Source organism: Kitasatospora sp. NPDC058190 (genome assembly GCF_042883685.1).
GTDB lineage: Bacteria > Actinomycetota > Actinomycetes > Streptomycetales > Streptomycetaceae > Kitasatospora.
The window spans coordinates 19,035-42,700 of sequence record NZ_JBHVVI010000054.1; the positions used below are offsets into that span (position 1 = coordinate 19,035).

Sequence of the window (23,666 nt, forward strand, 5' to 3'; positions counted from 1 at the left end):
CCACTCACGAGAGAGATCACTCCATGAACGTCTCCCAGCGCAGTGCCCGGCCGCACGGCCGCCGACTCAGCCGGTCGGCCGCCCTCCTGGTGGCTCTGCTCACCACGACCAGCGTGGCCGGCGGCACCGCCTTCGCCGACCAGGACCACCAGGGCGACCAGTCGGCATCGCTCTTCCGGCCGGCCCCGCGGGACCCGATGGCCGCCGTGGCCGCCATGCAGCCCAGCTGGAACCTGGGCAACACCCTGGACGCCATCCCGGACGAGACGTCCTGGGGCAACCCGCTCACCACCAAGGCGCTCTTCGACTTCCTGCGGTCCCAGGGCTTCCGCAGCGTCCGGATCCCGGTCACCTGGTACCCGCACCAGGCCACCACCGCCCCCTACACCATCGATGCGACCTACATGGCCCGGGTGAAGCAGGTGGTCGACCTCGCGTTGTCCGACGGCCTCTACGTCGAGATGAACGTCCACCACGACTCGTGGCAGTGGATCGCCAACATCTCCACCGATCACGACAGCGTCATGGCCCGCTTCAACTCGACCTGGCAGCAGATCGCCGCCGAGTTCAAGGACGAGCCGCGCAAGCTGCTCATGGAGAGCGTCAACGAGCCGCAGTTCAACAACGCGGCCGACGCCCAGAAGACCCAGTACATGAACGAGCTCAACACCGCGTTCTTCAACAACGTGCGCAAGTCCGGCGGCGGCAACAAGGACCGCCTGCTCGTCCTGCCCACCCAAGGCTGCACCCCGTCCCAGCCCCTGATGGACGACCTGAACGCGGAGATCGCCTCCCTGCACGACCGCAACCTGGTGGCCACCGTGCACTACTACGGCTACTACCCGTTCAGCGTGAACATCGCGGGCGGCACCACCTTCGACGCCCAGAACCAGAGGTTCCTGTCCGACACCTTCGCCCTGATGAAGAGCGAGTTCGTCAGCAAGGGCATACCGGTCTACCTGGGCGAGTACGGACTGCTCAGCGAGCCCAACTCCGGCACCGTCGAACACGGCGAGATGCTGAAGTACTACGAGGACGTGAACTACCAGGCCCGGCTCAACGGCGTCACCAGCGCTCTCTGGGACGACGCCAACTACCTGAACCGCAACACCCTGCAGTGGCGCGAGCCCGACCTGATGGCCCTGATCAAGACGTCCTGGACCACCCGCTCCGGCACGGCCTCCACCGACAATCTCTTCGTGCCGAAGTCCGGTCCGATCCCGGCGCAGACCATCACGCTCAACCGCAACGGGCAGTGGTTCACGGGCCTCCGGCAGGGCGACATGCCGCTGATCCCGTCCCTCGACTACACCCTGGACGGCGACCAGCTGACGCTCACCTTCGACGCACTCACCCGACTGGCCGGCGACCGCGCCTACGGCGTGAACTCGACCCTCCAGGTCCAGTACTCGCAGGGCGAGCCCTGGCAGCTCCACGTGATCTCCTTCGACAAGCCGGTGGTGTCCGGCGCGACCGGGACCACCACCGGGCTCAACATCCCCACCCAGTTCAACGGTGACCAGTTGGCGACCATGGAGGCCAAGTACGCCGACGGCAGCAACGCCGGCTCGGCGAGCTGGACCGCGTTCCAGGCGTTCAACTCGGCCTTCGCGCCGGACTACGCGGGCAACGCCCTGGTCCTCAAGCCGGACTTCCTCAACGCGCTCAAGGACGGCACGCCGGCGACGCTCACCTTCCACTTCTGGAGCGGCGCCACCGTCAGCTACCAGGTGACCAAGTCCGGCACCACGGTGACGGGCACCGCCTCCTGACCGAGTCCTCCCCGCCCCGGCTGCCTCCCCCGGCAGCCGGGGCCCCTCACGTCCCGAGGTGCACCCGTGTTCCCGCTGCCCCCGCGCGTCCTGTTCGGCGCCGCCTACTACCACGAGTACCAGCCGTACGAGCGGCTCGAGGAAGACCTCGACCCGATGGCCGAGGCGAGGTTCACCGTCATCCGGGTCGGCGAGTCCGTCTGGTCGACCTGGGAGCCTGACAACGGCCGGTTCGAACTCGACTGGCTGGCCCCCGTCCTCGACGGCGCCCACGAGCGCGGCATCGCGGTCGTCCTCGGCACCCCCACCTACGCCGTGCCGCCGTGGCTGGCCCGGCAGTACCCGGAGATCGTCGGCGACCGGGCGACGGGTCAGCGCACGGGCTGGGGCGGCCGCCAGGAGGCCGACTTCTCCCACCCGGCCTTCCGCTACCACGCCGAACGCGTCACCCGGGCGATCCTCGACCGCCACGCCGCGCACCCGGCCGTCATCGGCTTCCAGGTCGACTGCGCACCGTACCCGGCAGTCCGCTGGCGCTTCCGGCGGGCGCGACCGCGACCCGCTGGGTGGAGGGCCTCACCGCCACCGACGCCACCGTGCTGGCCGGGTACGACCACCCGCACTTCAGCCGCTGGTCCGCCGTCACCACCCGTGTCCACGGTGCGGGCCGGGTGACCTGCGTCGGCACGGTGCCCGGCCGCGACCTGGCCCGGGCGCTGGCCGCCTGGCTGGCCCCCGCCCCCGCCAGTGGCTGGCACGACCTGCCCGCGTCCGTCACCGCGACCACCGGGACGGCCCCGGACGGACGCCGCGTCCACGTGGTGCACAACTGGAGCTGGCAGCCCGCCCGGGCCCAGGCCCCGGTGCACCTGACCAACGTGCTGGGCGGCGCCTCGGTGCCCGCCGGCGGGTCGGTCTCCCTCGGCGCCTGGGACGTGCGGGTCTTCGTCGCGGGCTGAAACAGGAAGGGGCGGTGGGCTCGGCGGGGCCCACCGCCCCCGTCCGCCACCCGGCGGCTGCTCCTTTACTCGGCCGAGAAGCAGTACACCGTCATCGAGCGGAACTCCTCCCCGGGGCGCAGGACGGTGGAGGGGTACTCGGGGCGGTTCGGCGAGTCCGGGAAGTGCTGGGTCTCCAGCGCGATGCCCGCATACGCCTCGTACGGGCGGCCGGAGCGGCCGATCAGCGTGCCGTCGAAGTGGTTGCCGGTGTAGACCTGCAGCCCCGGTTCCGTCGTCAGGCACTCGACCCGCCGGCCGCTGGCCGGGTGGCTGAGGACGGCGGCCCGCCGGAACCCGTTCCCGTCCAGCACCCAGTTGTGGTCGAAGCCCGCACCGGCCCGGCGGATCTGCGGGTCCCCGTCGACGACGCGGTCCCCGATCCGCCGGGCCTCGCGCAGGTCGAAGGGCGTGCCCAGGACGCGCGCGACCGGTCCGATCGGGATCAGCTCGGCATCCACCGGGAGGTAGCCGGGGGCCTCGACCCGCAGCAGGTGGTAGAGCACCGTGCCACTGCCCTCACCGGCCAGGTTGAAGTACGTGTGGTTGGTCGGACTGACCACCGTCGGGGCGTCCGTGGTCGCCCGGTAGCCGATCCACAGCTCGCCGGCGGGATCGAGCAGGTACGTCACCTCGACGGTGAGCGCTCCCGGGAACCCCTGGTCGCCGTCGGGGCTGTGCAGTCGCAGGCGCACTCCGGCCCGCCGGCCCTCCCGGACCGGCACGCCGTCCCAGAGCCGGGTGGCGAAGCCGTCCGTTCCGCCGTGCAGGGTGTGGCCGCCCGGCTGGGTGGTGAGCCGGTGCGTCGTGCCGTCCAGCGGCAGGACGCCGTCGGCGATCCGGTTGGCGTAGCGGCCGACCGTCGCACCGAAGTACGCGGCCTCCCCGAGCAGGTCCTCGACGCGGTCGCAGCCGAGGACGACGTTCGCCCGCTGCCCGTCCCGGTCCGGCGCGTGCAGGGCCTGGAGGCGGGCGCCCAGGCTGAGCACCTCCGCGGTCACGCCCTGCGGCGAGCCGATGGTCCAGCGGATGACGGGCCGTCCGTCCGGCAGTGTCGCGGCGACCTCCTGGGAGACCGTCAGTTCACCCGGGGACACGAGTGCGTCTTTCGGCACGGGGTTGCTCCGTTCCTTGCGGGCCCTACCGGGAAACGGGCGACGCCCGCCGGACGGGCGGGCGTCGTCGGTCGTGGCCACGGGGCTCAGAATCCCTGGGCCAGGCGGTGGTAGGCCTGGTTCCAGCGCAGTTCCTTGGTGAACCGGCGGATGTTCGTGTCGTCGTCGATCACCAGCAGTTCCACGCCGAGCATCTCGGCGAGGTCGTCCAGCTCCTCGGTGCCGACCGCGCCGGAGAGCACGGTGTGGTGCGGCGCGCCGGCCGTCAGCCAGGCTTCGGTGGAGGTGTGGAGGTCCGGGCGCGGCTTCCAGACCGCGCGGGCGACGGGCAGGTGGGGCAGCGGCTCCGGCGGCACGACCACGTCCACCTCGTTGGCGACCAGCCGGAAACGGTCGCCCAGGTCCGCGAGGCCGACCACCACGGCCGGGCCGGGCTCGGCGTCGAAGACCAGGCGGACCGGGTCCTCCCGCCCGCTGATGGCGAGCGGGTGGATCTCGCAGGAGGGGGTGTCGGCCGCGATGCTCGGGCAGACCTCCAGCATGTGTGCGCCGAGGATCAGCTCGCGGCCGAACTCCAGGTGGTAGGTGTAGTCCTCCATGAAGGAGGTGCCGCCGGCCAGTCCGGTGGAGGTCACTTTGAGGGTGCGCAACAGGGTGGCGGTCTTCCAGTCGCCTTCGCCGCCGAAGCCGTAGCCGTCGGCCATCAGTCGCTGCACCGCGAGGCCGGGCAGTTGGCGCAGTCCGCCGAGGTCCTCGAAGTTGGTGGTGAAGGCCTTGAAGCCGCCCTGCTCCAGGAAGCCGCGCAGGCCGAGCTCGATGCGGGCCGCGTAGCGCAGCGACTCGTGGCGCTCGCCGCCGGTCCGCAGCTCGGGCGCGAGGCGGTAGCTGTCCTGGTACTCCTTGGCCAGCGCGGTGACGTCGCTCTCGTCCGTCGCGTCCACGGCGGCGACGAGGTCGTTGACTCCGTAGGTGTTGACGGAGACGCCGAAGCGGAGCTGGGCCTCGACCTTGTCCCCTTCGGTGACGGCGACGTCGCGCATGTTGTCGCCGAAGCGGGCGAGCTTGAGGCTGCGGAGTTCGGCGCGGCCGGCGGCGGCGCGGGCCCAGGTGGCGACCCTGGCAGCCACCGCCGGGTCGGTGACGTGTCCGGCGACGGTCTTGCGCGCGACCCCGAGGCGGGACTGGATGTAGCCGAACTCGCGGTCGCCGTGGGCGGCCTGGTTCAGGTTCATGAAGTCCATGTCGATGGAGTGCCAGGGCAGTTCGACATTGGCCTGGGTGTGCAGGTGGAGCAGTGGCTTCTGCAGGGCGTCGAGTCCCGCGATCCACATCTTCGCCGGGGAGAAGGTGTGCATCCAGGCGATCAGGCCGATGCAGTCGTCCGCGGAGTTGGCCTCGAGGCAGACCCGGCGGATGGCGCTCGCGTCGGTGAGGACGGGCTTCCAGACCACCTCGACGGGCAGCGCCGAGTCGCGGTTCAGGGCTTCGGCGATCCGCTGGGACTGCTCCGCGACCTGGCGCAGCGTGTCCTCGCCGTAGAGCCCTTGGCTGCCGGTCAGGAACCAGACCTGGCGTCCGTCCAGTGGCTTCTTCACGGGGTGGCTCCTTACCGGGCCTGGGGCTGGCCGTAGACGTTCTGGTAGCGGTGGTTGAGGCTGTCGATGTCCGCCTGGGCGATCGGCAGGGGCTCGCCGAGCTGGCGGGAGAGGTGGACGGTGCGGGCCACGTCCTCGCACATCACGGCGGCCTTGACCGCTGCCTTGGCGTCCTTGCCGATGGTGAAGACGCCGTGGTTCTGCATCAGGACGGCGGGTGAGCGGTGGCCCTTGAGGGTGTCCACGATGCCGCGGCCGATCGAGTCGTCGCCGATCAGGGCGAACGGGCCGACCGGGATCTCGGCGCCGAACTCGTCGGCCATCGCGGTGAGGACGCAGGGGACGGCCTCGCCGCGGGCCGCCCAGGCGCAGGCGTAGGTGGAGTGGGTGTGGACCACCCCACCGACCTCGGGCAGGTGGCGGTAGACGTAGGCGTGCGCGGCGGTGTCGGAGGAGGGCGCGTGGTCGCCCTCGACGACGTTGCCGTCCAGGTCGCAGACGATCATGTTCTGGGGCGTCAGCTCGTCGTAGGAGACGCCGCTGGGCTTGATCACGAGCAGGTCCTCGCCGGGGACACGGGCGGAGACATTGCCGGCGGTCCAAACCACCAGGTTGTAGCGGACCAGCTCCCGGTGGAGGTCGCTGACCTGACGGCGGATGAGGTCGATGGTCGCGTTCACAGGGCCTCGCTCGGTGTGGTGAGGGCGGCGTTGCGGATGTCGCGCAGGCGGTGCAGCAGCTTGTCGGCGCCGAGGCCGAAGTGGTCGTGCAGGGCTCGGTATCCGGCGAAGAGGCGGTCGTACGTGTCGGCGGCGGCCGAGTCGGGCTGGTAGGCGCCCTGCTGCACCCGGCCCATGGCGGCGGCCGCGGTCCGTACGTCCGAGTAGGCTCCGGCGGCGACGGCGGCGTGGATCGCCGAGCCGAGCGCCGGGCCCTGCTCCGAGTCGGCGACCGAGACCGGGCGGCGCAACACGTCGGCGTAGATCTGCATCAGCAGGGCGTTCTTTTTGAGGCCGCCGGTGACGATGAACTCGGTGACGGGGACGCCGCCCTGCTCCAGGGCCTCGACGATGACGCGGGTGCCGAAGGCGGTGGCCTCCAGCAGGGCGCGGTAGATCTCCTCGGGGCGGGTGGCCAGGGTGAGTCCGACGATCACGCCGGAGAGGTGGTGGTCGACCAGGGTGGAGCGGTTGCCGTTCATCCAGTCGAGCGCCACCAGGCCGTGCGCGCCGACGGGCCCGGCGGCGGCCTTGCGGGTGAGCAGTTGGTGCAGGTCCTCGCCGTTCGCCTCGGCCTCGGCCAGGTAGTCGGCGGGCACGCCCTGGCGCAGCCACCAGGCGAAGATGTCGCCGACGGCGCTCTGGCCGGCCTCGTAGCCGTAGGAGCCGGTGACGATGCCGTCCTCGACCACGCCGCAGATGCCGGGGACGTCGGCGAGGGTGGCGCCGTTGACCACGTGGCAGGTGGACGTGCCCATGATGGCGAGGAGTTGGCCGTTGTCGACGGCCCGGGCGGCGGGTGCGGCCACGTGGGCGTCGACGTTGCCGGCGGCGACCGCGATCCCGGCGGGCAGGCCGGTCCACTCCGCGGCCTGGGCGGTGAGCGCGCCGACCCGGGTGCCCAGCGGGGAGAGCGGGTGCTCCAGGCGGGTGCGGGCGAAGTCGGCGAAGTCCGGGTGGAGCGTGGCCAGGTAGTCCCCGCTCGGGTAGCCGCCGTCCTGGTGGATGCCCTTGTAGCCGGCCGTGCAGGTGTTGCGGCTCTCGGCGCCGGTGAGCTGCCAGACGATCCAGTCGGCGGCCTCGATCCAGCGCTCGCAGGCGCCGTAGACGGCCGGGTCCTCCTCCAGCACCTGCAGCGCCTTGGCGTACTGCCACTCGGCCGAGATCCGGCCGCCGTACCGGGAGATCCACTTCTCGCCGCGGGCGTGGGCCAGCTCGTTGATCCGGTCCGCCTGGGGCTGCGCGGCGTGGTGCTTCCAGAGCTTGGGCCAGGCGTGCGGGTGGGAGGCCCAGTCGGGCGTCTCGGCCAGCGGGGTGCCGTCGGCGAGCACCGGCAGGACGGTGCAGGCGGTGAAGTCGGTGGCGATGCCGATGACCTGGGCGGGGTCGACGCCGGCTTCAGCGAGCGCGGCCGGGACGGCGGTGTGCAGCACCTCGCGCCAGTCCGCCGGGTGCTGCAGCGCCCAGTCGGGCGGGAGCAGTCGGCCGGTGCCGGGCAGCTCTCGCTCGATGACGGCATGCGGGTAGTCGTGGACGGCGGTGCCCACCTCTTCGCCGTCCCGCACCCTGACCACCACCGCGCGGCCGGACAGGGTGCCGAAGTCGACGCCGACGACGTACCGGTCGTACCGGTCGGCGTCGTGGGCGGCAGGGGTCACGGTCACGTCCTCATCCTTCGTACGGGAGGCCTGCGTTGTGGTCTGTCGCCGGTGCGATCCTCGACCGGGGCAGGGCGGACAGCACCGGCGACAGGGTTCGTTCCGCTGCCTCTCCCTCTGGAGGACGGAACGCATAACCGTCGGCCGGACACACGGAAGCGGGATGCGGTGGCCCGACCGGCGGAGTGGGAAGGAGCGCCTTTGTTAACGCTCACGGAGATTGTTAGCGCTAACAAACAGCATGTCAAGGGAGGTTCACGGGCCGAATCCGGGGAACCGGCTGAGTACTCGGGGGTTACTGCCGACCGGCCACCGGCTCAACGCCGGATGGCCGGTCCCACGCTGCGCCGCAGCACCATCTCCGGGGAGATCTGCACCTGGGCCGGGGAGGGCGCGGCACCCTCCAGCTCCCCGACGAGCAGTTCCAGGGCCCGCCTGCCGAGCTCACCGAAGTCCTGCCGCACCGTCGTCAGCGGCGGGGTGAAGTAGGCGGCCTCCGGAATGTCGTCGAAGCCGATCACGCTGATCTCCTCCGGCACCGACCGACCGGCCTCGTGCAGGGCGCGCAGCAGGCCGAGGGCCATGTGGTCGTTGGCACAGAAGACGGCGGTGACGTCGCGCAGTCGGGCGATCCGCAGCCCCGCCTGGTAGCCCGAGCGGGCGCTCCAGTCGCCGCGCTCCACCTCCGGCACGGGGGCTCCGGCCGCCCGCAGCGTGAGGCGCCACCCCTCCTCCCGGTCCTGGCTCTCCAGCCAGTTGGCCGGCCCCGCCAGGTGGTGCACGGTGCGGTGGCCCAGATCGAGCAGGTACCCGGTGGCCTCTCCGGCGCCGTACCGATTGCCCACCGACACCATGGGCACCCGCGTCTGGTTGCCCGAGCCGACCGCGACGAGCGGCACGGAACTGGAGAGCCGGGCCAGCGCGCTGACGGCGGAGGTCTGCGGCGCGATCACCAGGACGCCCTCCACCCCCTGGTCGCGCAGCCGGTCGACGGCCTCCTGGACCGAACGGCCGTCCAGGGAGCGCAGACTGGTCACGCTCACGAAGTACCCGGCGCTGCGCGCGGCCCGCTCGATGCCGTCCAGCATCGAGGCGGGGCCGTAGAGGGTCGAATCGAAGCTGACCACCCCGAGGGTCTGCGACCTGCGAGTGACCAGGGTGCGGGCGGCGGAGTTCGGCCGGTAGTCCAGTTCCCGTATGGCGGCCAGCACCCGGTCCCGGGTGTCGGGCCGGACGTGCGGGGCGCCGTTGAGCACCCGGGACACCGTCTGATGGGAAACGCCCGCCAGTTTCGCCACGTCCGCCATCACGGGCTGGCGCTGTTCCGTCCCGGCGCTATCGGTTCCCACTCGCAGTCCCCTCCTCGGCTGTGGACCACAGTACGCGACCAGGTCCAGGCCAATCCGTCACCCTCGGTTCAACAGGCGGTTTCACTTCATACCAGCCCTACAGGCCGCTGACATGTGCCAATATCGCCAAGTTAACGCTCACGCCTCTTCCGTGGGGGTGATTGCCCGGATCGCCGTCCCACTACCGGCACAGGTGGCCGCGCTCGGTGAGCGGCCCGACACACAGCGCGTTCAGGCCAGGAGGACCGGGTTGGTGAGCGCTGCCATGCCGCCTTCGGCATCGCGGACCTCTGCGCGAACGAAGACCGATTCCACCGCCTCCGCCGCACCGACCCACCACTCGACGGTGTCCGCGCCGGTGTCGGGCAGCGCGGCATCACGCACCCGGCCCCTCCCGGTGTGGAGACTGACCGTGCCGGCCGGCACGCCCCGTACGTCAACCCGTGCGACGACGCCCGGCGCGCCGCCGACCGTCAGCGCTTCACCGATCCCGGCCGTCCGACCAGCGCCGGTGAGCGTGAACAACAGCTCGACGGCGTTCGTCGCGGCGAGCCGGCTGCGGCCGGCGCGGAGCCCGGCGAGGATCGCCTCGGCGCGCAGTCCGTCGGCCAGCACCACGGCGTGCGGGATGCCGATCTGGCCCGCGAGGTGGGTGTCGCTGTTGCCGATCGCAGGCCGCCACCGCCCCCGCCGGACGTCCGGCGCCAGGCTACGGCCCCACTGCGCCAGCGCCGCCTCGTTGTCCGCCTGCCACGGCAGCGCGGAACGCCAGGGCCCGTTCCACACCTCGCCCGGGTCGAACCCCCGGTACGGGTACCGGAAGGAGCCCGAGTCGTACGGCGCGAACGGGTGCGCCGCCACGCACAGGCCGCCGCCTCGGCGGACCTCCGCCAGATGCCGGTCGATCACGCCGTCGCCGGCACCGTAGCGCCAGTCGACCAGTTGTCCGGGCCGGAGCCCCAGGACGAGCCAGTGCCCGTCCCGGGTGGTCGCCTCCTGGCCCGGGACCACCAGCGGATCGCCGTCCGCGCGCCGTCCCCAGCCGCCGTGCGTGTCCGCGGAGTTGTGCTCGGTGACGGCGAGGAAGTCGAGCCATGCCGCGCGGGCACCGGCCACCAGCTGTTCCGGGGTCAGCTCCCCGCCGCTCGAGACCGCCGGATGCACGTGGCAGTCGCCCCGGTACCAGCCTCTCCCCCGGTCGGTCACCGGCGTCGACGGGAGCGGCCGCTCCGGCGGGCGCCCTCCTGCTTCGTCGTTCATGGCCATCCCGGCAGCCTAGGGGCGGGTCCGACGGTGCCCGCCCGGCGCACGCACGGGCTGCGCGCCCCGGGTCGATGGCGGCCGGGCCCCGGCTCCGCGGGGACGCGGGGCCGGCGCCGGGGCCCGGCCGGGGTGCGCACTACCCGAGGGTCCACTTCTGGTTGTCGCCGCCCCAGCAGCTCCACAGCTGGACGGGTGTGGCGTCGGCGGTGACCGCCCCGGCCACGTCCAGGCAGCGGCCGGACGGGACGCCGGTGACGCTGCCGTCGGAGTTGAACTGCCACTTCTGGTTGGCACCGCCGTTGCAGGGCCAGGTCACCACCTTGGTGCCGTCGGCCGTGCCGCCGCCGTACGCGTCCAGGCACAGCGTGCTGCCGGAGATGTTCACCGTGAGCTGTCCGTCCGCGGTGCGGGTCCAGGTCTGGTTCGCCGCTGCGGAGCAGCTGTAGATCTGCGCCTGCACCCCGGGCGTGGTGGAGGCGTTGGGGACGTCCAGGCACTTGCCCGAACCGGCGCCGCGCAGCGCCCCCGTGGTGGTCGCCGGGGAGTTGGCGTATCCGGCGGCGACGATATTGGCCTGGACGGCGTTCTCGGTGGCCTCCGACGGGTAGCCGGAGGTCATCACGCCCTCGTAGAAGGTGCCGCGGGCGCCGTTGCTGTTGTCGCCGCCGATGCCGAGGATGATCGCGCCCTCCTTGTGCATCGGGTTGTAGCCGGACACGTTCGGGCGCGGCCCGGAGTAGAACGTCGACAGCCTGCCGGACTGGGCGTCGCCGGCGCGGATCGCCCACTGGTTCGGCGCGCCCTTGACCATGGCTGTCAGGTAGCGGTGGTTCACCGTCGGGTCGTTGGCGTTGTAGCCCGCGTTGACCCCGGAGAACAGGCCGTTCTCCAGGTCGGCCATCACCCAGGGGCCGGGCCCGGTGCCGTAGCCCCAGACCTTGATGTTGCCGAAGTAGATCGCCTCCATGTGGCCGTTGCCGGTGTCGGTGCTGCTCGTCTCGGCGTTGCCGTAGTCGAAGCAGCAGCCGCCGTTGTCGTGGGTGCCGTCGAGGATCGCGTACATGCCCTCGGGCTGGTCACCGGTCGCGACGCCCGAGGTGTGGTTGTTGCGGTAGCCGGTGCCCGGCGCGACGTACACGCCGTAGGCCCGGTGGCCGTTCAGCGTGGTGGGCGCCAGGGTCGCGTCCGCGAGGTTGTCCGGGCCGGTCGCGGCGCCGCCCCCGGGTGCCTGGGTGAGGTGGTTGCCCCGCCCGCTCTGGTCGTAGATCACGGTGATCACGCAGGTCGTGCCGGCGCAGAAGGCGTCCTGTGCGGCGGCATCGGCGTAGCCGCCGGTGCTCAGCACGCCGACGTTCCGCAGCGCCTGGTCCGACGCGCGTCGGACCTGGTAGAGCGGCCCGCCGTACCCGCCGTAGAGCGCGCGGGTGGTGCTGTGCGCGGCCACGCAGGGTGTGCCGCCGGCGGCGTAGAGGTCACATGGCCCTTGGGTTGCGGCCTGGGCCACGCCGCTCGTCGCGGTGGCGCCGACCAGGACGGCCAGTGCCGCCCCGGCCCGGGCGAGGCAGCGCAGCGCGCCGCGTCCACGGGTCGTCCTGTTGTTGTCACTCATGGTGTCTCCCTGCTCATCGTTTGAGCGCGGCCAAGGGAAAGTGAGCGCTAACAATCCACCCCGCGGCGACAGACGTCGACCTGGGGCGGGAGGTGGAGGTTCCTGGATCGGCGACAGTGCCCGCACCGACCGTGTCCCGTCAAGACTTTTGACACATCACACCGAGGAAAGCGTCGATCGGCCCCCGACGGCTTTCGGCCCGCCATCCCTCCATCGCTGCAAGGAGGTTGACGCTAGACGATGTGAGCGCTCACACTCCAACACCGGCGCAACTGAGCACGAGTGCCGGTTCGCCGCGCCTTTCACCTGCTCCCCCACCCACCGGCAGCGATCGAGAGGAACCACCACATGCGCGCACCCTTCCGCCGGCGCTCCGGAGCCGCACGCGTCGCGTCCGCCGCGATCGTCCTCATGGCATTGGCCGTCGGCTGCAGCAAGCAGGGCGCCGGCGACTCCGGCACCCCCACCGGCGACTCCTCGGCCGCCGCGCCCGCGATCCAGGGCGACATCACCTTCAACGACGACAACCTGACCCGCCTCGACGCCGCGCTCAAGACCGCGCTCCAGGGCAAGGACCTCTCCCAGCTGGACCTGGCCATGGTGGTCAACGTCTCCGTGGACTACTGGAAGGCCGGGAAGGCCGGCTTCACCAAGGGCCTCGCCGACCTCGGGGTCAAGGGCGCCTTCCAGGCCCCGACGAACGGCCGACTGGACCAGCAGTTGTCCATCCTCCAGACCCTGCGCGGTCAGGACATCTCCGCCTTCTCGCTCTCCGCGATCGACCCGACGGCCGTCAAGTCGCCGATCCAGTCCGCCGGTTCGGCCGGCATACCGGTCCTGGCGATCGACTCGCCGCTGCCCGCCGAGGACGGCGCCGCGCTCTACCTCGGCACGCCCAACTACCAGGCCGGCAAGCGGGCGGGCGAGGCGATGAAGGCCGCACTGGGCGGCCGGGGCAAGGTCGTGGTGCTGGTCGGCTCGCTGACCGCCTCCAACGCCGTCGAGCGCGTCCAGGGCTTCGAGGACGCACTGAAGGGCACCGACATCAAGCTGTCCAACAAGCTCGCCGACAACATGGACGCGGCCAAGGCCCTGACCAACGCGCAGACCGCCATCCAGACCGACCCGGGTGTGACCGGCCTGTACGGCGTCTACTCCTACGACGGCCCGTCGGCCGCGCAGGCGGTGCAGGCCGCGGGCAAGACCGGAAAGGTCAAGGTGGTCTCGGACGACAGCGATGCCCAGACCCTCACGTTCATCCAGCAGGGCGTCATCCAGGCGACCGTCGTCCAGTCGCCCTACCAGCAGGGCTACACCGGCGCCTACCTGCTGGCCGCGCTCAAGGTGCTCGGCAAGGACGCCACGATGGCCATCGTGAAGCCGTTCCTGGAGTCCGACGGCAGCACCCTGAGCTCCGGCGTGGGCGTGGTGACCCCGGACAACCTCGCCGACTTCCGGGCCAAGCAGACCCAGCTCGGCATCACCGGATGACCGGGGCAGTCGCCCCCGCCGCCGGACGGCCGGCTGCGGCCCTGCGCGGGGTGCGAAAGACCTACGGGCCGGTCACCGTGCTGGACATCCCGGAGCTCGATCTGATCGGAGGTCAGATCACCTGTGTGGTCGGGGAGAACGGCGCCGGCAAGTCGACCCTGATGGGCGTGCTGTCCGGCACCGTCTCCCCCACCGCCGGGGAGGTCCTGATCGCGGACCGCCCCCTCCAGCCGGGGCGGCCCGACCACGCGAAGGCGCTCGGCGTCAGCCTGGTCGCGCAGGAGTTCCCGCTGGTGGGCCGGCTGAGCGTGGCCGAGAACCTGCTGCTCGGCCGGCTCACCCGGGCCACCGGCGGCGCGGGGAGGCTGCGCCGGGCCCTGTTCGACCGCGCCGGCACCCGGCGCGAGGCCCGCGAACTGCTGGCGGACATCGGCGTCGAGGGCGTCGACGTCGACCGACCGGTGGAGCAACTCCCGGTCCCGCTGCGGCAGATGATCGAGATCGCCAAGGCCTGGGGCAACCGGCCGCTGGTCCTGATCCTGGACGAGCCGACCTCCTCGCTCGGGCCGGTCGAGGCCGGTAAGGTCCTCGCCCTCGCCCGACGGCACGCCGCGGACGGCGGCGCGGTGCTGTTCATCGGCCACCGGCTGGACGAGGTGCGGGACATCGCCGACCGGGTGGTGGTGCTGCGCGGCGGCCGCCTGGTCGCGGACCTCGGCCCGGCCGAGGCCACCGAGGCGCGGATGATCCGCGAGATGGTCGGCGGCGAACTCACCCGCGATGTCGCCGTACGCCCCGTCCCGGCGACGGCCCGCACCGTCCTGACCGCCCGGGGGCTGACTGCGGACGGCCTCGGCCCGGTCGACCTGGACCTGCGGGCCGGTGAGATCGTCGGCGTGGCCGGCCTGATGGGCTCGGGCCGCAGCCGGCTGCTGCACACCCTGATGGGCGCGCAGCCCCGCACCGGCGGCGAGGTCGAGCTGGGCGGGCGCCGCTTCCGCCCGCGCCACCCCGCGGACGCCGTCGCCGCGGGCATCGGCCTGGTGCCGGAGGACCGCAAGGAGCAGTCCCTGCTGCTGTCGCACCCGGTGCGGTGGAACGCGACCCTGGCCACCCTGCGGCGCGACTCCCGGTACGGGGTGCTCACGCCCCGGGGCGACCGTGCACGCTCACAACGGATCGTCGACGCCCTGGGCGTACGGCTGCACAGCCAGGAGCAGCCGATCGGCGACCTGTCCGGCGGCAACCAGCAGAAGGTGGTGTTCGGGCGCTGGCTGCACACCGCCCCCGCCGTGCTGCTGCTCGACGAGCCCACCCGCGGCGTCGACGTGGGTGCCAAGGCCGAGATCTACCGGCTCATCGACCGGGCCGCGGCGGACGGGCTCGCCGTTCTGGCCGCCTCGTCCGAACTGGAGGAACTGCTGTGGGTCTGCCACCGGATCCTCGTGATGGCCCACGGACGGATCGTCGCCGACCTGCCGCGCGAGCACTTCGGCAAGGAACGGATCATGACAGCAGCCACCAGCCGGCCAAAGCCGGCGGCGAGCACGGAGGGACCCGCATGACCACCGAGACCGCTCCCGCCCACGAGTCCACGGCGGCACCGGCGCGGAGCCGGTTGCGCATGCTGGTCGACACCCCGGAGGTGGGCGTCGTCCTCGCCTGCGTCGCCGTGTTCGCGGCGCTCGCGCTGGCTCGGGACACCTTCGCGAGCGCGGTCAACCTCCAGGGCATGGGCGCCGACCTGGCCCAGTACGGGCTGATCGCGATCGGCGAGTCGCTGGTCATCCTGACCGGCGGCATCGACCTGTCGGTGGGCGCCCTGTTGGGCACCAGCGTGATCCTGATGTCCTGGTTCAACGTCCGGGCCGGCCTGCCCGCGGGTCTGGCCGTCCTGGCCACGCTGGCCTTCGCCGGACTGGTCGGCCTGGTCCACGGACTGGCCGTCACCCGGCTGCGGATGCCGCCGTTCGTCGTCACCCTGGTCACCTACACCGTGGCGCAGGGCGTGACCCTGGCGATCACCTCCGGCACCTCGATCGTCGGCATCTCCCCGTTCTTCGGCGACGTCGGCCAGAGTTATCTGGCCCAAGTCCCGGTGCCGCTCGTGCTGTTCGCGGTGGTCGCCGTCGCCGCGTGGTTCTTCCTGGAGCGGACCTACGCCGGACGGCAGGTCTACGCGGTCGGCGGCAATCCCGAGGCGGCCAGGCTGGCCGGCATTCGCGGCGACCGGCGGGTGGTGTCGATGTACGTGACCTCCTCGCTGGTGTCGGCCTTCGCCGGAATGCTCGTGCTGGGCCGGATGGGAGTCGGCTCCGCCAGCGGCGTCGGCGTCGGCTGGGAGCTCTCGGCGATCGCGGCTGCGGTCATCGGCGGGGTCAGCCTGACCGGAGGGCAGGGGCGCGTCCTGGGGATCGTCGCCGGTGCCGTCCTGCTAGAGCTGATCAACAACGGGCTGACCACCCTCCAGGTCAACTCCGACTACACCAACATCGTGCTCGGTTGCGTCCTGGGGCTGGCCATCACGGCCGACCGCCTGCGCGCCAGGCACGTGGCGAGGCGGTCCTGAGCCCGCCCCTCGGCACCGGCACGTCCCTCCGTCCAGGCCGTCAACCCGATCCTCCGGGCCTGCGACCCGACCCTGGCCACCGGCTGGTCCCCGGACCGACAGGTGCCCGTCTCCCGACCGCCGGCGGGAGACGGACGACACGACACCCACGGCGGGGAGCACGCCCTGGCACAGGGCCAGTACCCCGGCTCCACCGCCCGCACCAGAACCTCTCGTTCACCGATCATTCGCTGAATTGTCACCCTGCGAACTCCGACAGGGCCTCCCCTTCCGGTGCGGCACACCCGGCCGGACCGGCCGACGGGACATCGCGATCCAACGGTGATCCCGGGGGCCTTGACGCCACTCTTGTTAGCGTTAACACTTCATGTCACACCAGGCCAGAGCTGCCGCCACCCCGACGTTCCACAGCGCGAGGGACCGCTCCGGCCGGCCCCGCTCGACCGCTCCCAGTCGCCCAGCCAGGGGCGCGCTGTCCCGGTCGCGGAACATCATCACTGGAGGAACTGTGCGGAAGCTTTCAGCGGGCCTCGTCGCGGTGGGCCTGACGCTCTCGTTGGCGGCCTGCGGGCAGAGCGCCAACGGAGTCGGCGACGGGGCCGCCAAGGGCGACGCCAAGGGCGGACTCATCGGCATCGCGATGCCGACCAAGTCGTCGGCACGCTGGATCGACGACGGCAACAACATGGTCAAGGACTTCCAGGCCAAGGGCTACAAGACCGACCTGCAGTACGGCGACAACGTGGTGGAGAACCAGGTCTCCCAGGTGGAGAACATGATCACCAAGGGCGCCAAGCTGCTGGTGATCGCCGCCATCGACGGCTCCTCCCTCACCAACGTGCTGCAGAAGGCCGCCGATGCGCACATTCCGGTCATCTCCTACGACCGGCTGATCCGGGGTACCCAGAACGTCGACTACTACGCGACCTTCGACAACTACAAGGTCGGCGTCCTCCAGGGCGGATACATCGCCGACAAGCTCGGCCTCAAGGACGGCAAGGGACCGTTCAACATCGAGCTGTTCGCCGGCTCGCCGGACGACAACAACGCGACCTTCTTCTTCAACGGCGCGATGAGCGTCCTGAAGCCGTACATCGACCAGAAGAAGCTGGTCGTGCAGAGCGGCCAGACCGACTTCAACCAGGTCGCCACACTGCGCTGGGACGGCGGTCTCGCCCAGTCCCGGATGGACAACCTGCTGAGCAAGGCCTACACCACCGCCCACGTCGACGCCGTGCTCTCCCCGTACGACGGCATCTCGATCGGCATCCTCTCCTCGCTCAAGGGCGTCGGCTACGGCACCGCCAAGTCCCTGCCCATCGTCACGGGCCAGGACGCCGAGCTGGCCTCGGTGAAGTCGATCATCGCGGGCGAGCAGACCCAGACCGTCTACAAGGACACCCGGCAACTCGCCAAGGTCGCCGTCCAGATGGGCGACGCGCTGCTGACCGGTGGGAAGCCGGAGGTCAACGACACCACCCAGTACAACAACGGCGCGAAGGTCGTTCCGGCCGAGCTGCTCCAGCCGGTCAGCGTCGACAAGGACAACTACCAGAAGGTCCTGGTCGACAGCGGCCAGTACACCGCGGACCAGCTCAAGTAGCCCGTGGGGCCCGCTCGACGGGCCTCACGCCGAACCGGCGGTGCGGCGGGCGCCCGGGCTCCCCCCGGGCGCCCGATGGATCCCCACCGCACCGCCCCGAACGATACGGACGCACAACCATGGCTGGACCCGTTCTCGAGATGCGGTCGATCAGCAAGTCGTTCCCCGGTGTCAAGGCGCTCTCCGAGGTCAACCTGACCGTGGCCGCCGGCGAGGTGCACGCCGTCTGCGGGGAGAACGGCGCCGGCAAGTCCACCCTGATGAAGGTGCTCAGCGGGGTCTACCCGCACGGCAGTTACGAGGGCGAGATCCTCTTCGAGGGCGATCCCTGCCGGTTCAAGGACATCCGGGCCAGTGAGCAGCGTGGCATCGTCATCATCCACCAGGAACTCGCGCTGGTGCCGTACCTGTCCATCGCCGAGAACGTCTTCCTCGGCAACGAGCACGCCTCCCGGGGCATCATCAGCTGGCACCGGACGCTCACCCACGCCGCCGAGCTGCTCCGGCAGGTCGGCCTGGAGGAGAGCCCGCACACCCGGATCGCCGACCTCGGCGTGGGCAAGCAGCAACTGGTCGAGATCGCCAAGGCGCTGGCCAAGAAGGTCAAATTGCTCATCCTGGACGAGCCGACCGCCGCGCTGAACGACGAGGACAGCCGCAAGCTCCTCGACCTGATCCTGGAACTCAAGGCGCAGGGCATCTCCTGCATCATCATCTCGCACAAGCTGAACGAGATCGCCCGGGTCGCCGACGCCGTCACCATCCTGCGCGACGGGCAGACCATCGAGACCATCGCGATCGGTCCGGAGGGCATCTCCGAGGACCGGATCATCCGCGGCATGGTCGGTCGGGACCTGGAGCACCGCTACCCCGACCGCACCCCCGACATCGGCGAGGTCGCCTTCGAGATCGAGGACTGGACCGTCCGTCACCCGATCGACCAGCAGCGCACCGTGGTGGACGGCGCCTCCCTGAACGTGCGGCGCGGCGAGATCGTCGGCGTCGCCGGCCTGATGGGCGCCGGCCGCACGGAACTCGCGATGAGCGTCTTCGGGCGCTCGTACGGGCGCTGGAGCGGCGGACGGGTGCTGCTGCACGGCCGGGAGGTCCGCACCCGGACGGTGCCGGAGGCCATCGGGCACGGCATCGCGTACGTCACCGAGGACCGCAAGCACTTCGGCCTCAACCTGATCGACGACATCAGCCGGAACATCTCGCTGAGCGCGCTCGGCAAGGTCGCCCGGTACGGCCGGGTCGACCGGCACCAGGAGAGCAAGGTCGCCGAATCGTTCCGGCAGACCATGAACATCAAGGCCCCGACGGTGTTCACCCGGACCGGCACGCTCAGCGGCGGCAACCAGCAGAAGGTCGTCCTCAGCAAGTGGATCTTCGCCGAGCCGGAGGTGCTGATCCTCGACGAGCCCACCCGGGGCATCGACATCGGCGCCAAGGCGGAGATCTACACCGTCATCGCCGAGCTGGCCGCCCAGGGCAAGGCCGTGCTCGTCATCTCGTCCGAACTCCCCGAACTCCTGGGCCTGTGCGACCGGATCTACACCATGGCCGAAGGCCGGATCACCGGCGAGGTCGCCCGCGCCGACGCCACCCAGGAATCCCTCATGCGGCTCATGACCATGAGCGCCGCATCCAGCAACGAGCAGGTGTGAGGCATGGCCCAGACCGAGATCATCCCGGACTCCGCCCAGAACGGGCCTGAGCCCGGCCCGAGTCCGTCCGTCGGCTCCGTACTGGCCCGCGCGCTGCGCGGCAACGTGCGCCAGTACGGCATGCTGGTCGCCCTCGCGCTGATCGTGCTGCTGTTCCAGATCTGGACGGACGGCATCCTGCTCCAGCCGCTCAACATCACCAACCTGATCCAGCAGAACGGCTACATCCTCATCCTGGCGATCGGGATGATGATCGTCATCATCGCCGGGCACATCGACCTCTCGGTCGGCTCGCTGGCCGCCTTCGTCGGGGCCGCCGCCGCGGTGATGATGGTCGAGCACCACCTGCCGTGGCCCGTGGCGATGCTGGTCGCGCTGGTGATCGGCGCCCTCGCCGGCGCCTGGCAGGGCTTCTGGATCGCCTACCTCGGGATCCCGTCCTTCATCGTCACCCTGGCGGGCATGCTGCTGTTCCGCGGCGGCACCCAGATCCTGCTGCAGGGCCAGTCGGTGGCGCCGTTCCCCAAGGGCTTCCAGAGCATCAGCAGCGGCTTCCTCCCCGAGGTCGGCCCGCACACCAACTACCACAACCTCACCCTGCTGCTAGGCCTCGCGGTGCTGGCCGTCGCGGTCCTCCAGGAGCTGCGCGGCCGGCGGCAGACCGCCTCCTACGGGCTGGAGGTGCTCCCGCTCGGACTGTTCCTGGCCAAGCTCGCCGTGATCACGGCGGCCGTGCTCGTGTTCACCCTGCTGCTGGCCAGCTACCACGGCGTGCCGATCGTCCTGCTGATCCTCGGCGCCCTGCTGGTCGGCTTCGGCTACCTGATGCGCAACTCGATCATCGGCCGGCACACCTACGCCATCGGCGGCAACGAGGCGGCGGCCAAGCTGTCCGGGGTGAAGAGCAAGCGGGTCGTCTTCCTCGCCTTCACCAACATGGGCGTCCTCGCGGCGCTGGCCGGGCTGGTCTTCGCGGCGCGGCTCAACGCCGGCACCCCGCAGGCCGGCATCAACTTCGAACTCGAGGCGATCGCCGCCGCCTTCATCGGCGGCGCCTCCGCCAGCGGCGGCGTCGGCACCGTCATGGGCGCGATCATCGGTGGCCTGGTGCTCGGCGTGCTGAACAACGGCATGTCGCTGGTCGGTGTCGGCACCGACTACCAGCAGGTGATCAAGGGCCTGGTGCTGCTCGCGGCGGTGGGCTTCGACGTCTACAACAAGCGCCGGGCCGGTTCCTGACGCCGGAACCACCCCGGATTCCCTCGCCCTCGGCCGTCCTCCATCGGACGGCCGAGGGCGACACGCGTTTCCGGCCCTGTCGTACTCACTGGGCCGGAAACACCAAGGCGAGCACGACGAGGGCGGGCACGATCTGCACGAAGAGGATCTTGCGGGACGACGTCAAGGCGCCGAACAGGCCGGCGACGGCGACGCAGGAGACGATCTTTTCGGCCGGGCGGCAACCTCCTCCGCGACGGCGGCAACTGACGGGTGACCGCGAGGACGGAAGCCGCTCGCGGGTCGTCCGATCCCACCGCCGTCCGCCGCCGCGCTCCGCTGATCCGGGCGGGTGCGTGGCGGCGGGCCGAAGCAAGGAGTAGCCCCCATGAACGAGACGGATCCCACGGCGGACGGCCGCGGCCGGCGCGTGCGCCCGGCCGCCGGTGGTGTGCGGCGTCCCCGTGGGCGTCACCGTCGGCGCTGGACCACGCTGGGCCTGGCCCTGGGCGTGCCCGGTGTGCTCGGCCCCTACCTGCTGTTCGTGCAGGCCGACTCGAAGGCCGCGTCGGTGGATCCCGACGCCTACTACACGCTGGTGTCCGTCCGCAGCGACAAGGCGCTGGACGTTCCCGGTGCGGACACGTCCGACGGCGCCTGGGCCCGGCAGATGAACCCCGCGGCCGGTGCCGTGAGCCAGCAGTGGCGGCTGCGGCTGGCGGGGGACGGCTACTACGAGCTGGAGAATCACGGCAGCCACAAGGTCCTCGGAGTGCGCGGTGATTCCTCGCAGTCCGCCGCCGCCGTCGAGCAGCAGACCGACCACGCCGCCCCCGCCCAGCAGTGGCGGATGCAGGACGTCGGCGACGGCGCGGTGAAGTTCGTCTCCCGCGCCAGCGGCATGGTGCTGGACGTGTGGGGCGGCGGCGGCGACGAGGGCGTGCCGCTCATCCAGTACGCCGACCGGGGCAGCGCCAACCAGCATTGGCGGCTGGTCAAGGTGTCCGGCACGGGCGGCTACACCTGGCACAACGCCCAGATCGTCGGGGGCGGGTTCGTCACCGGACTGGTCTTCAACCCCGCCCGCAAGGACCTGCTGTACGCCCGGACGGACATCGGCGGTGCCTACCGCTGGGACGCGACCGCCGGGCGGTGGACCTCGCTGACCGACTGGATCGGCGGCGGCGACTGGAACCTGCTCGGGATCGAGAGCCTGGCGACCGACCCGGTCGATCCGAACCGCCTCTACCTGGCCAGCGGCACCTACACCAACGACTGGGCCGGCAACGGCGCGATCCTGCGCTCCACCGACCAGGGCCGGACGTTCCAGCGCACCGACCTGCCGTTCAAGCTCGGCGGCAACGAGGACGGGCGGTCCATGGGCGAGCGGCTGGTGGTGGACCCCTCCGACAACCGCACGCTCTACCTGGGCACCCGCAAGAACGGGCTGTGGCGCAGCACGGACTACGGCGCGACCTGGAGCCAGGTCGGCGCCTTCCCCGTCAAGGACGGGGCCGGCAGCGGGGTCGGCCTGTCCTTCGTGACCTTCGGTCCGTCCGGCAGCAGGACGATCTACGTCGGGGTGGCCGACAAGTCGACCTCGCTGTACCGCTCCACCGACGGCGGCGCCACCTGGCAGGCCGTGCCGGGTCAGCCGACGGGGCAGCTGCCGCAGCACGGTGTGCTGTCCGGTGACGGCTCGTTCTACCTGACGTACACCAACGCGCCCGGCCCGAACGGGGCGACGGCCGGCTCGGTGTGGAAGTACACGCCGTCCACCGGGGCCTGGAAGAACGTCTCCCCGTCCAGCGGCAGTTACGGCTTCGCCGGCCTGGCGGTGGACCCGCAGCACCCGGCCACGGTGATGGTCACCACGCTGGACCGCTGGTGGCCCTCGGACGAGCTGTACCGCTCGACCGACGGCGGCGCCTCCTGGAAGGCGCTGGGTGCGAGCTCACAGCGGGACGACTCCGCGGCGCCGTACGTGGGCACCGGCATCGGGCACTGGATGGGCGCGCTGGCCATCGACCCCTTCGACTCCGGGCATGTGCTGTACGGCACCGGCTCGGGCATGTGGGGCAGCACCGACGTGACGGCGGCGGACGGCGGGCGTCCGACGCACTGGACCATTCCGGCCAAGGGTCTGGAGGAGACCGCGACGCTCGGACTGGTCAAGCCCCCCGGCCTCCCGCTGATCAGCGCGCTCGGCGACGTCAGCGGGTTCCGGCACGAGGACCTCACCAAGGTCCCCGCCAAGGCGCTGAGCGGTCCGCTGTTCACCAACACCACCGGCATCGACTTCGCCCAGGGCAAGCCGGAGTTCATCGTGCGGGTCGGCCTCGGCGGCGCGCAGCACGGCGCCTACTCGACCGACGGCGGAGCCGGCTGGACCCCCTTCGCGGCGGCTCCGGTGGGTGACGCGGGCGGCGGTTCCGCGGCCGTCTCGGCGGACGGCGGCACCGTGGTGTGGACCCCCACGGGCCTGGCTCCGTTCCTCTCGACCAACCGCGGCGTGTCCTGGGCGGCGGTCTCCGGCCTGCCGAAGGACGCGGCCGTGGTGGCCGACCGTTCGGCAGCGAACACCTTCTACGCCCTCAGTGGCGGCACCCTGTACGTCAGCACCGACGGCGGGAAGCACTTCACCGCCCGGGCCACGGGCCTGGGCGACGGGCAGCTCAAGGCGGTCCCGGGCGTCGCCGGTGACCTGTGGATCGCCGGCGCGGGCAACGGTCTGCGGCACTCCACCGACGGCGGGGCGAGCTTCCGCAGACTCGACGGCGTCGAGCAGGCGGGCGCCGTCGGCTTCGGCAAGGCGGCGCCCGGTGCCGGCTACCAGGCCGTCTACCTGAGCGGGAAGGTGAAGGGCGCCACAGGCCTGTTCCGTTCCACCGACGGCGGCTCGACCTGGGTCCGGATCAACGACGACCAACACCAGTTCGGCGGGAGCGTCATCAACGTCATCTCCGGCGACCCCGATGTCTACGGCCGGGTGTACCTGGGCGGCTACGGCCGCGGCGTGGTGTACGGCGACCCGTCCTGA

16 protein-coding genes and 1 pseudogene are annotated in these 23,666 nt (G+C 71.3%); 9 read left to right on the forward strand and 8 right to left on the reverse strand.

The genetic code is table 11. The annotated features are described in order from the left end of the window. Positions 1-23 precede the first annotated feature (23 nt). Entirely contained in the window at positions 24-1,772 is a 1,749-nt protein-coding gene (locus ACFVWU_RS23910; protein ID WP_387624430.1) for a cellulase family glycosylhydrolase, read from the forward strand. Between the two features lie 66 nt (positions 1,773-1,838). Further along, positions 1,839-2,731 (forward strand): annotated as a pseudogene (locus tag ACFVWU_RS23915) (beta-galactosidase). Between the two features lie 65 nt (positions 2,732-2,796). On the opposite strand, the gene ACFVWU_RS23920 reads toward ACFVWU_RS23915, so the two are convergent. From ACFVWU_RS23920 to ACFVWU_RS23950, 7 genes are all read right to left on the reverse strand, one after another. Continuing rightward, positions 2,797-3,885, reverse strand: coding sequence for an aldose epimerase family protein (locus ACFVWU_RS23920; protein ID WP_387624433.1), 1,089 nt, complete (start codon positions 3,883-3,885; stop codon positions 2,797-2,799). Between the two features lie 86 nt (positions 3,886-3,971). Then, positions 3,972-5,480 (reverse strand): L-arabinose isomerase, encoded by a 1,509-nt coding sequence (araA, locus tag ACFVWU_RS23925; RefSeq protein ID WP_387624435.1) that lies wholly within the window; start codon positions 5,478-5,480, stop codon positions 3,972-3,974. A gap of 11 nt (positions 5,481-5,491) precedes the next feature. After that, positions 5,492-6,160 carry an L-ribulose-5-phosphate 4-epimerase gene (locus tag ACFVWU_RS23930; protein ID WP_387624438.1) on the reverse strand — a complete coding sequence of 223 codons (669 nt, stop codon included), beginning with the start codon at positions 6,158-6,160 and terminating at the stop codon, positions 5,492-5,494. After that, positions 6,157-7,863, reverse strand: coding sequence for a ribulokinase (locus tag ACFVWU_RS23935; RefSeq protein WP_387624440.1), 1,707 nt, complete (start codon positions 7,861-7,863; stop codon positions 6,157-6,159). The genes ACFVWU_RS23930 and ACFVWU_RS23935 overlap by 4 nt, the downstream gene beginning before the upstream one ends. A 311-nt stretch (positions 7,864-8,174) precedes the next feature. Next, on the reverse strand, positions 8,175-9,206 hold the full coding sequence (locus ACFVWU_RS23940) for a LacI family DNA-binding transcriptional regulator (RefSeq protein WP_387624443.1): 1,032 nt from the start codon (positions 9,204-9,206) through the stop codon (positions 8,175-8,177). A gap of 231 nt (positions 9,207-9,437) precedes the next feature. Then, positions 9,438-10,472, reverse strand: coding sequence for a CehA/McbA family metallohydrolase (locus tag ACFVWU_RS23945; protein WP_387624445.1), 1,035 nt, complete (start codon positions 10,470-10,472; stop codon positions 9,438-9,440). A 133-nt stretch (positions 10,473-10,605) separates the two neighbouring features. Next, positions 10,606-12,078 (reverse strand): arabinofuranosidase catalytic domain-containing protein, encoded by a 1,473-nt coding sequence (locus ACFVWU_RS23950; protein ID WP_387624448.1) that lies wholly within the window; start codon positions 12,076-12,078, stop codon positions 10,606-10,608. A gap of 348 nt (positions 12,079-12,426) precedes the next feature. Between ACFVWU_RS23950 and ACFVWU_RS23955 the strand changes: the two genes are divergently transcribed. From ACFVWU_RS23955 to mmsB, 6 genes are all read left to right on the forward strand, one after another. Further along, positions 12,427-13,569 carry a substrate-binding domain-containing protein gene (locus tag ACFVWU_RS23955; RefSeq protein WP_387624450.1) on the forward strand — a complete coding sequence of 381 codons (1,143 nt, stop codon included), beginning with the start codon at positions 12,427-12,429 and terminating at the stop codon, positions 13,567-13,569. Next, entirely contained in the window at positions 13,566-15,134 is a 1,569-nt protein-coding gene (locus ACFVWU_RS23960; protein ID WP_387624452.1) for a sugar ABC transporter ATP-binding protein, read from the forward strand. Before ACFVWU_RS23955 ends, ACFVWU_RS23960 begins: the two co-directional genes overlap by 4 nt. Continuing rightward, the gene (locus ACFVWU_RS23965; RefSeq protein WP_387624454.1) at positions 15,131-16,138 is read left to right on the forward strand and encodes an ABC transporter permease; all 1,008 of its coding nucleotides are present in this window, start codon (positions 15,131-15,133) and stop codon (positions 16,136-16,138) included. Before ACFVWU_RS23960 ends, ACFVWU_RS23965 begins: the two co-directional genes overlap by 4 nt. Before the next feature lie 508 nt (positions 16,139-16,646). Continuing rightward, entirely contained in the window at positions 16,647-17,741 is a 1,095-nt protein-coding gene (gene chvE, locus ACFVWU_RS23970; protein ID WP_387624457.1) for a multiple monosaccharide ABC transporter substrate-binding protein, read from the forward strand. 119 nt (positions 17,742-17,860) lie between these two features. Beyond that, complete coding sequence (mmsA, locus tag ACFVWU_RS23975; protein WP_387624460.1) at positions 17,861-19,408, forward strand: multiple monosaccharide ABC transporter ATP-binding protein; 1,548 nt, start codon at positions 17,861-17,863, stop codon at positions 19,406-19,408. A 3-nt stretch (positions 19,409-19,411) separates the two neighbouring features. Next, a complete protein-coding gene (gene mmsB, locus ACFVWU_RS23980; protein ID WP_387624464.1) occupies positions 19,412-20,647 on the forward strand; it encodes a multiple monosaccharide ABC transporter permease in 1,236 nt (411 codons plus the stop codon). Positions 20,648-20,732: 85 nt separating this feature from the next. On the opposite strand, the gene ACFVWU_RS23985 is transcribed toward mmsB, so the two are convergent. After that, positions 20,733-21,101, reverse strand: a complete 369-nt coding sequence (locus tag ACFVWU_RS23985; RefSeq protein WP_387624467.1) for a DUF1304 family protein — start codon at positions 21,099-21,101, stop codon at positions 20,733-20,735. On the opposite strand from ACFVWU_RS23985, the gene ACFVWU_RS23990 reads away from it, so the two are divergent. Further along, complete coding sequence (locus ACFVWU_RS23990) at positions 21,015-23,666, forward strand: RICIN domain-containing protein (RefSeq protein ID WP_387624470.1); 2,652 nt, start codon at positions 21,015-21,017, stop codon at positions 23,664-23,666. The genes ACFVWU_RS23985 and ACFVWU_RS23990 overlap by 87 nt on opposite strands.

Excerpts from the sequence above, each read along its gene's own strand:
- ACFVWU_RS23910 (WP_387624430.1), top strand. The coding sequence starts at position 24 with ATGAACGTCTCCCAGCGCAGTGCCCGGCCGCACGGCCGCCGACTCAGC.
- ACFVWU_RS23945 (WP_387624445.1), bottom strand. The coding sequence starts at position 10,472 with ATGGCCATGAACGACGAAGCAGGAGGGCGCCCGCCGGAGCGGCCGCTC.
- mmsA (WP_387624460.1), top strand. The coding sequence starts at position 17,861 with ATGGCTGGACCCGTTCTCGAGATGCGGTCGATCAGCAAGTCGTTCCCC.
- mmsB (WP_387624464.1), top strand. The coding sequence starts at position 19,412 with ATGGCCCAGACCGAGATCATCCCGGACTCCGCCCAGAACGGGCCTGAG.
- ACFVWU_RS23950 (WP_387624448.1), bottom strand. The coding sequence starts at position 12,078 with ATGAGTGACAACAACAGGACGACCCGTGGACGCGGCGCGCTGCGCTGC.
- ACFVWU_RS23960 (WP_387624452.1), top strand. The coding sequence starts at position 13,566 with ATGACCGGGGCAGTCGCCCCCGCCGCCGGACGGCCGGCTGCGGCCCTG.
- ACFVWU_RS23965 (WP_387624454.1), top strand. The coding sequence starts at position 15,131 with ATGACCACCGAGACCGCTCCCGCCCACGAGTCCACGGCGGCACCGGCG.
- ACFVWU_RS23990 (WP_387624470.1), top strand. The coding sequence starts at position 21,015 with ATGAACGAGACGGATCCCACGGCGGACGGCCGCGGCCGGCGCGTGCGC.
- ACFVWU_RS23955 (WP_387624450.1), top strand. The coding sequence starts at position 12,427 with ATGCGCGCACCCTTCCGCCGGCGCTCCGGAGCCGCACGCGTCGCGTCC.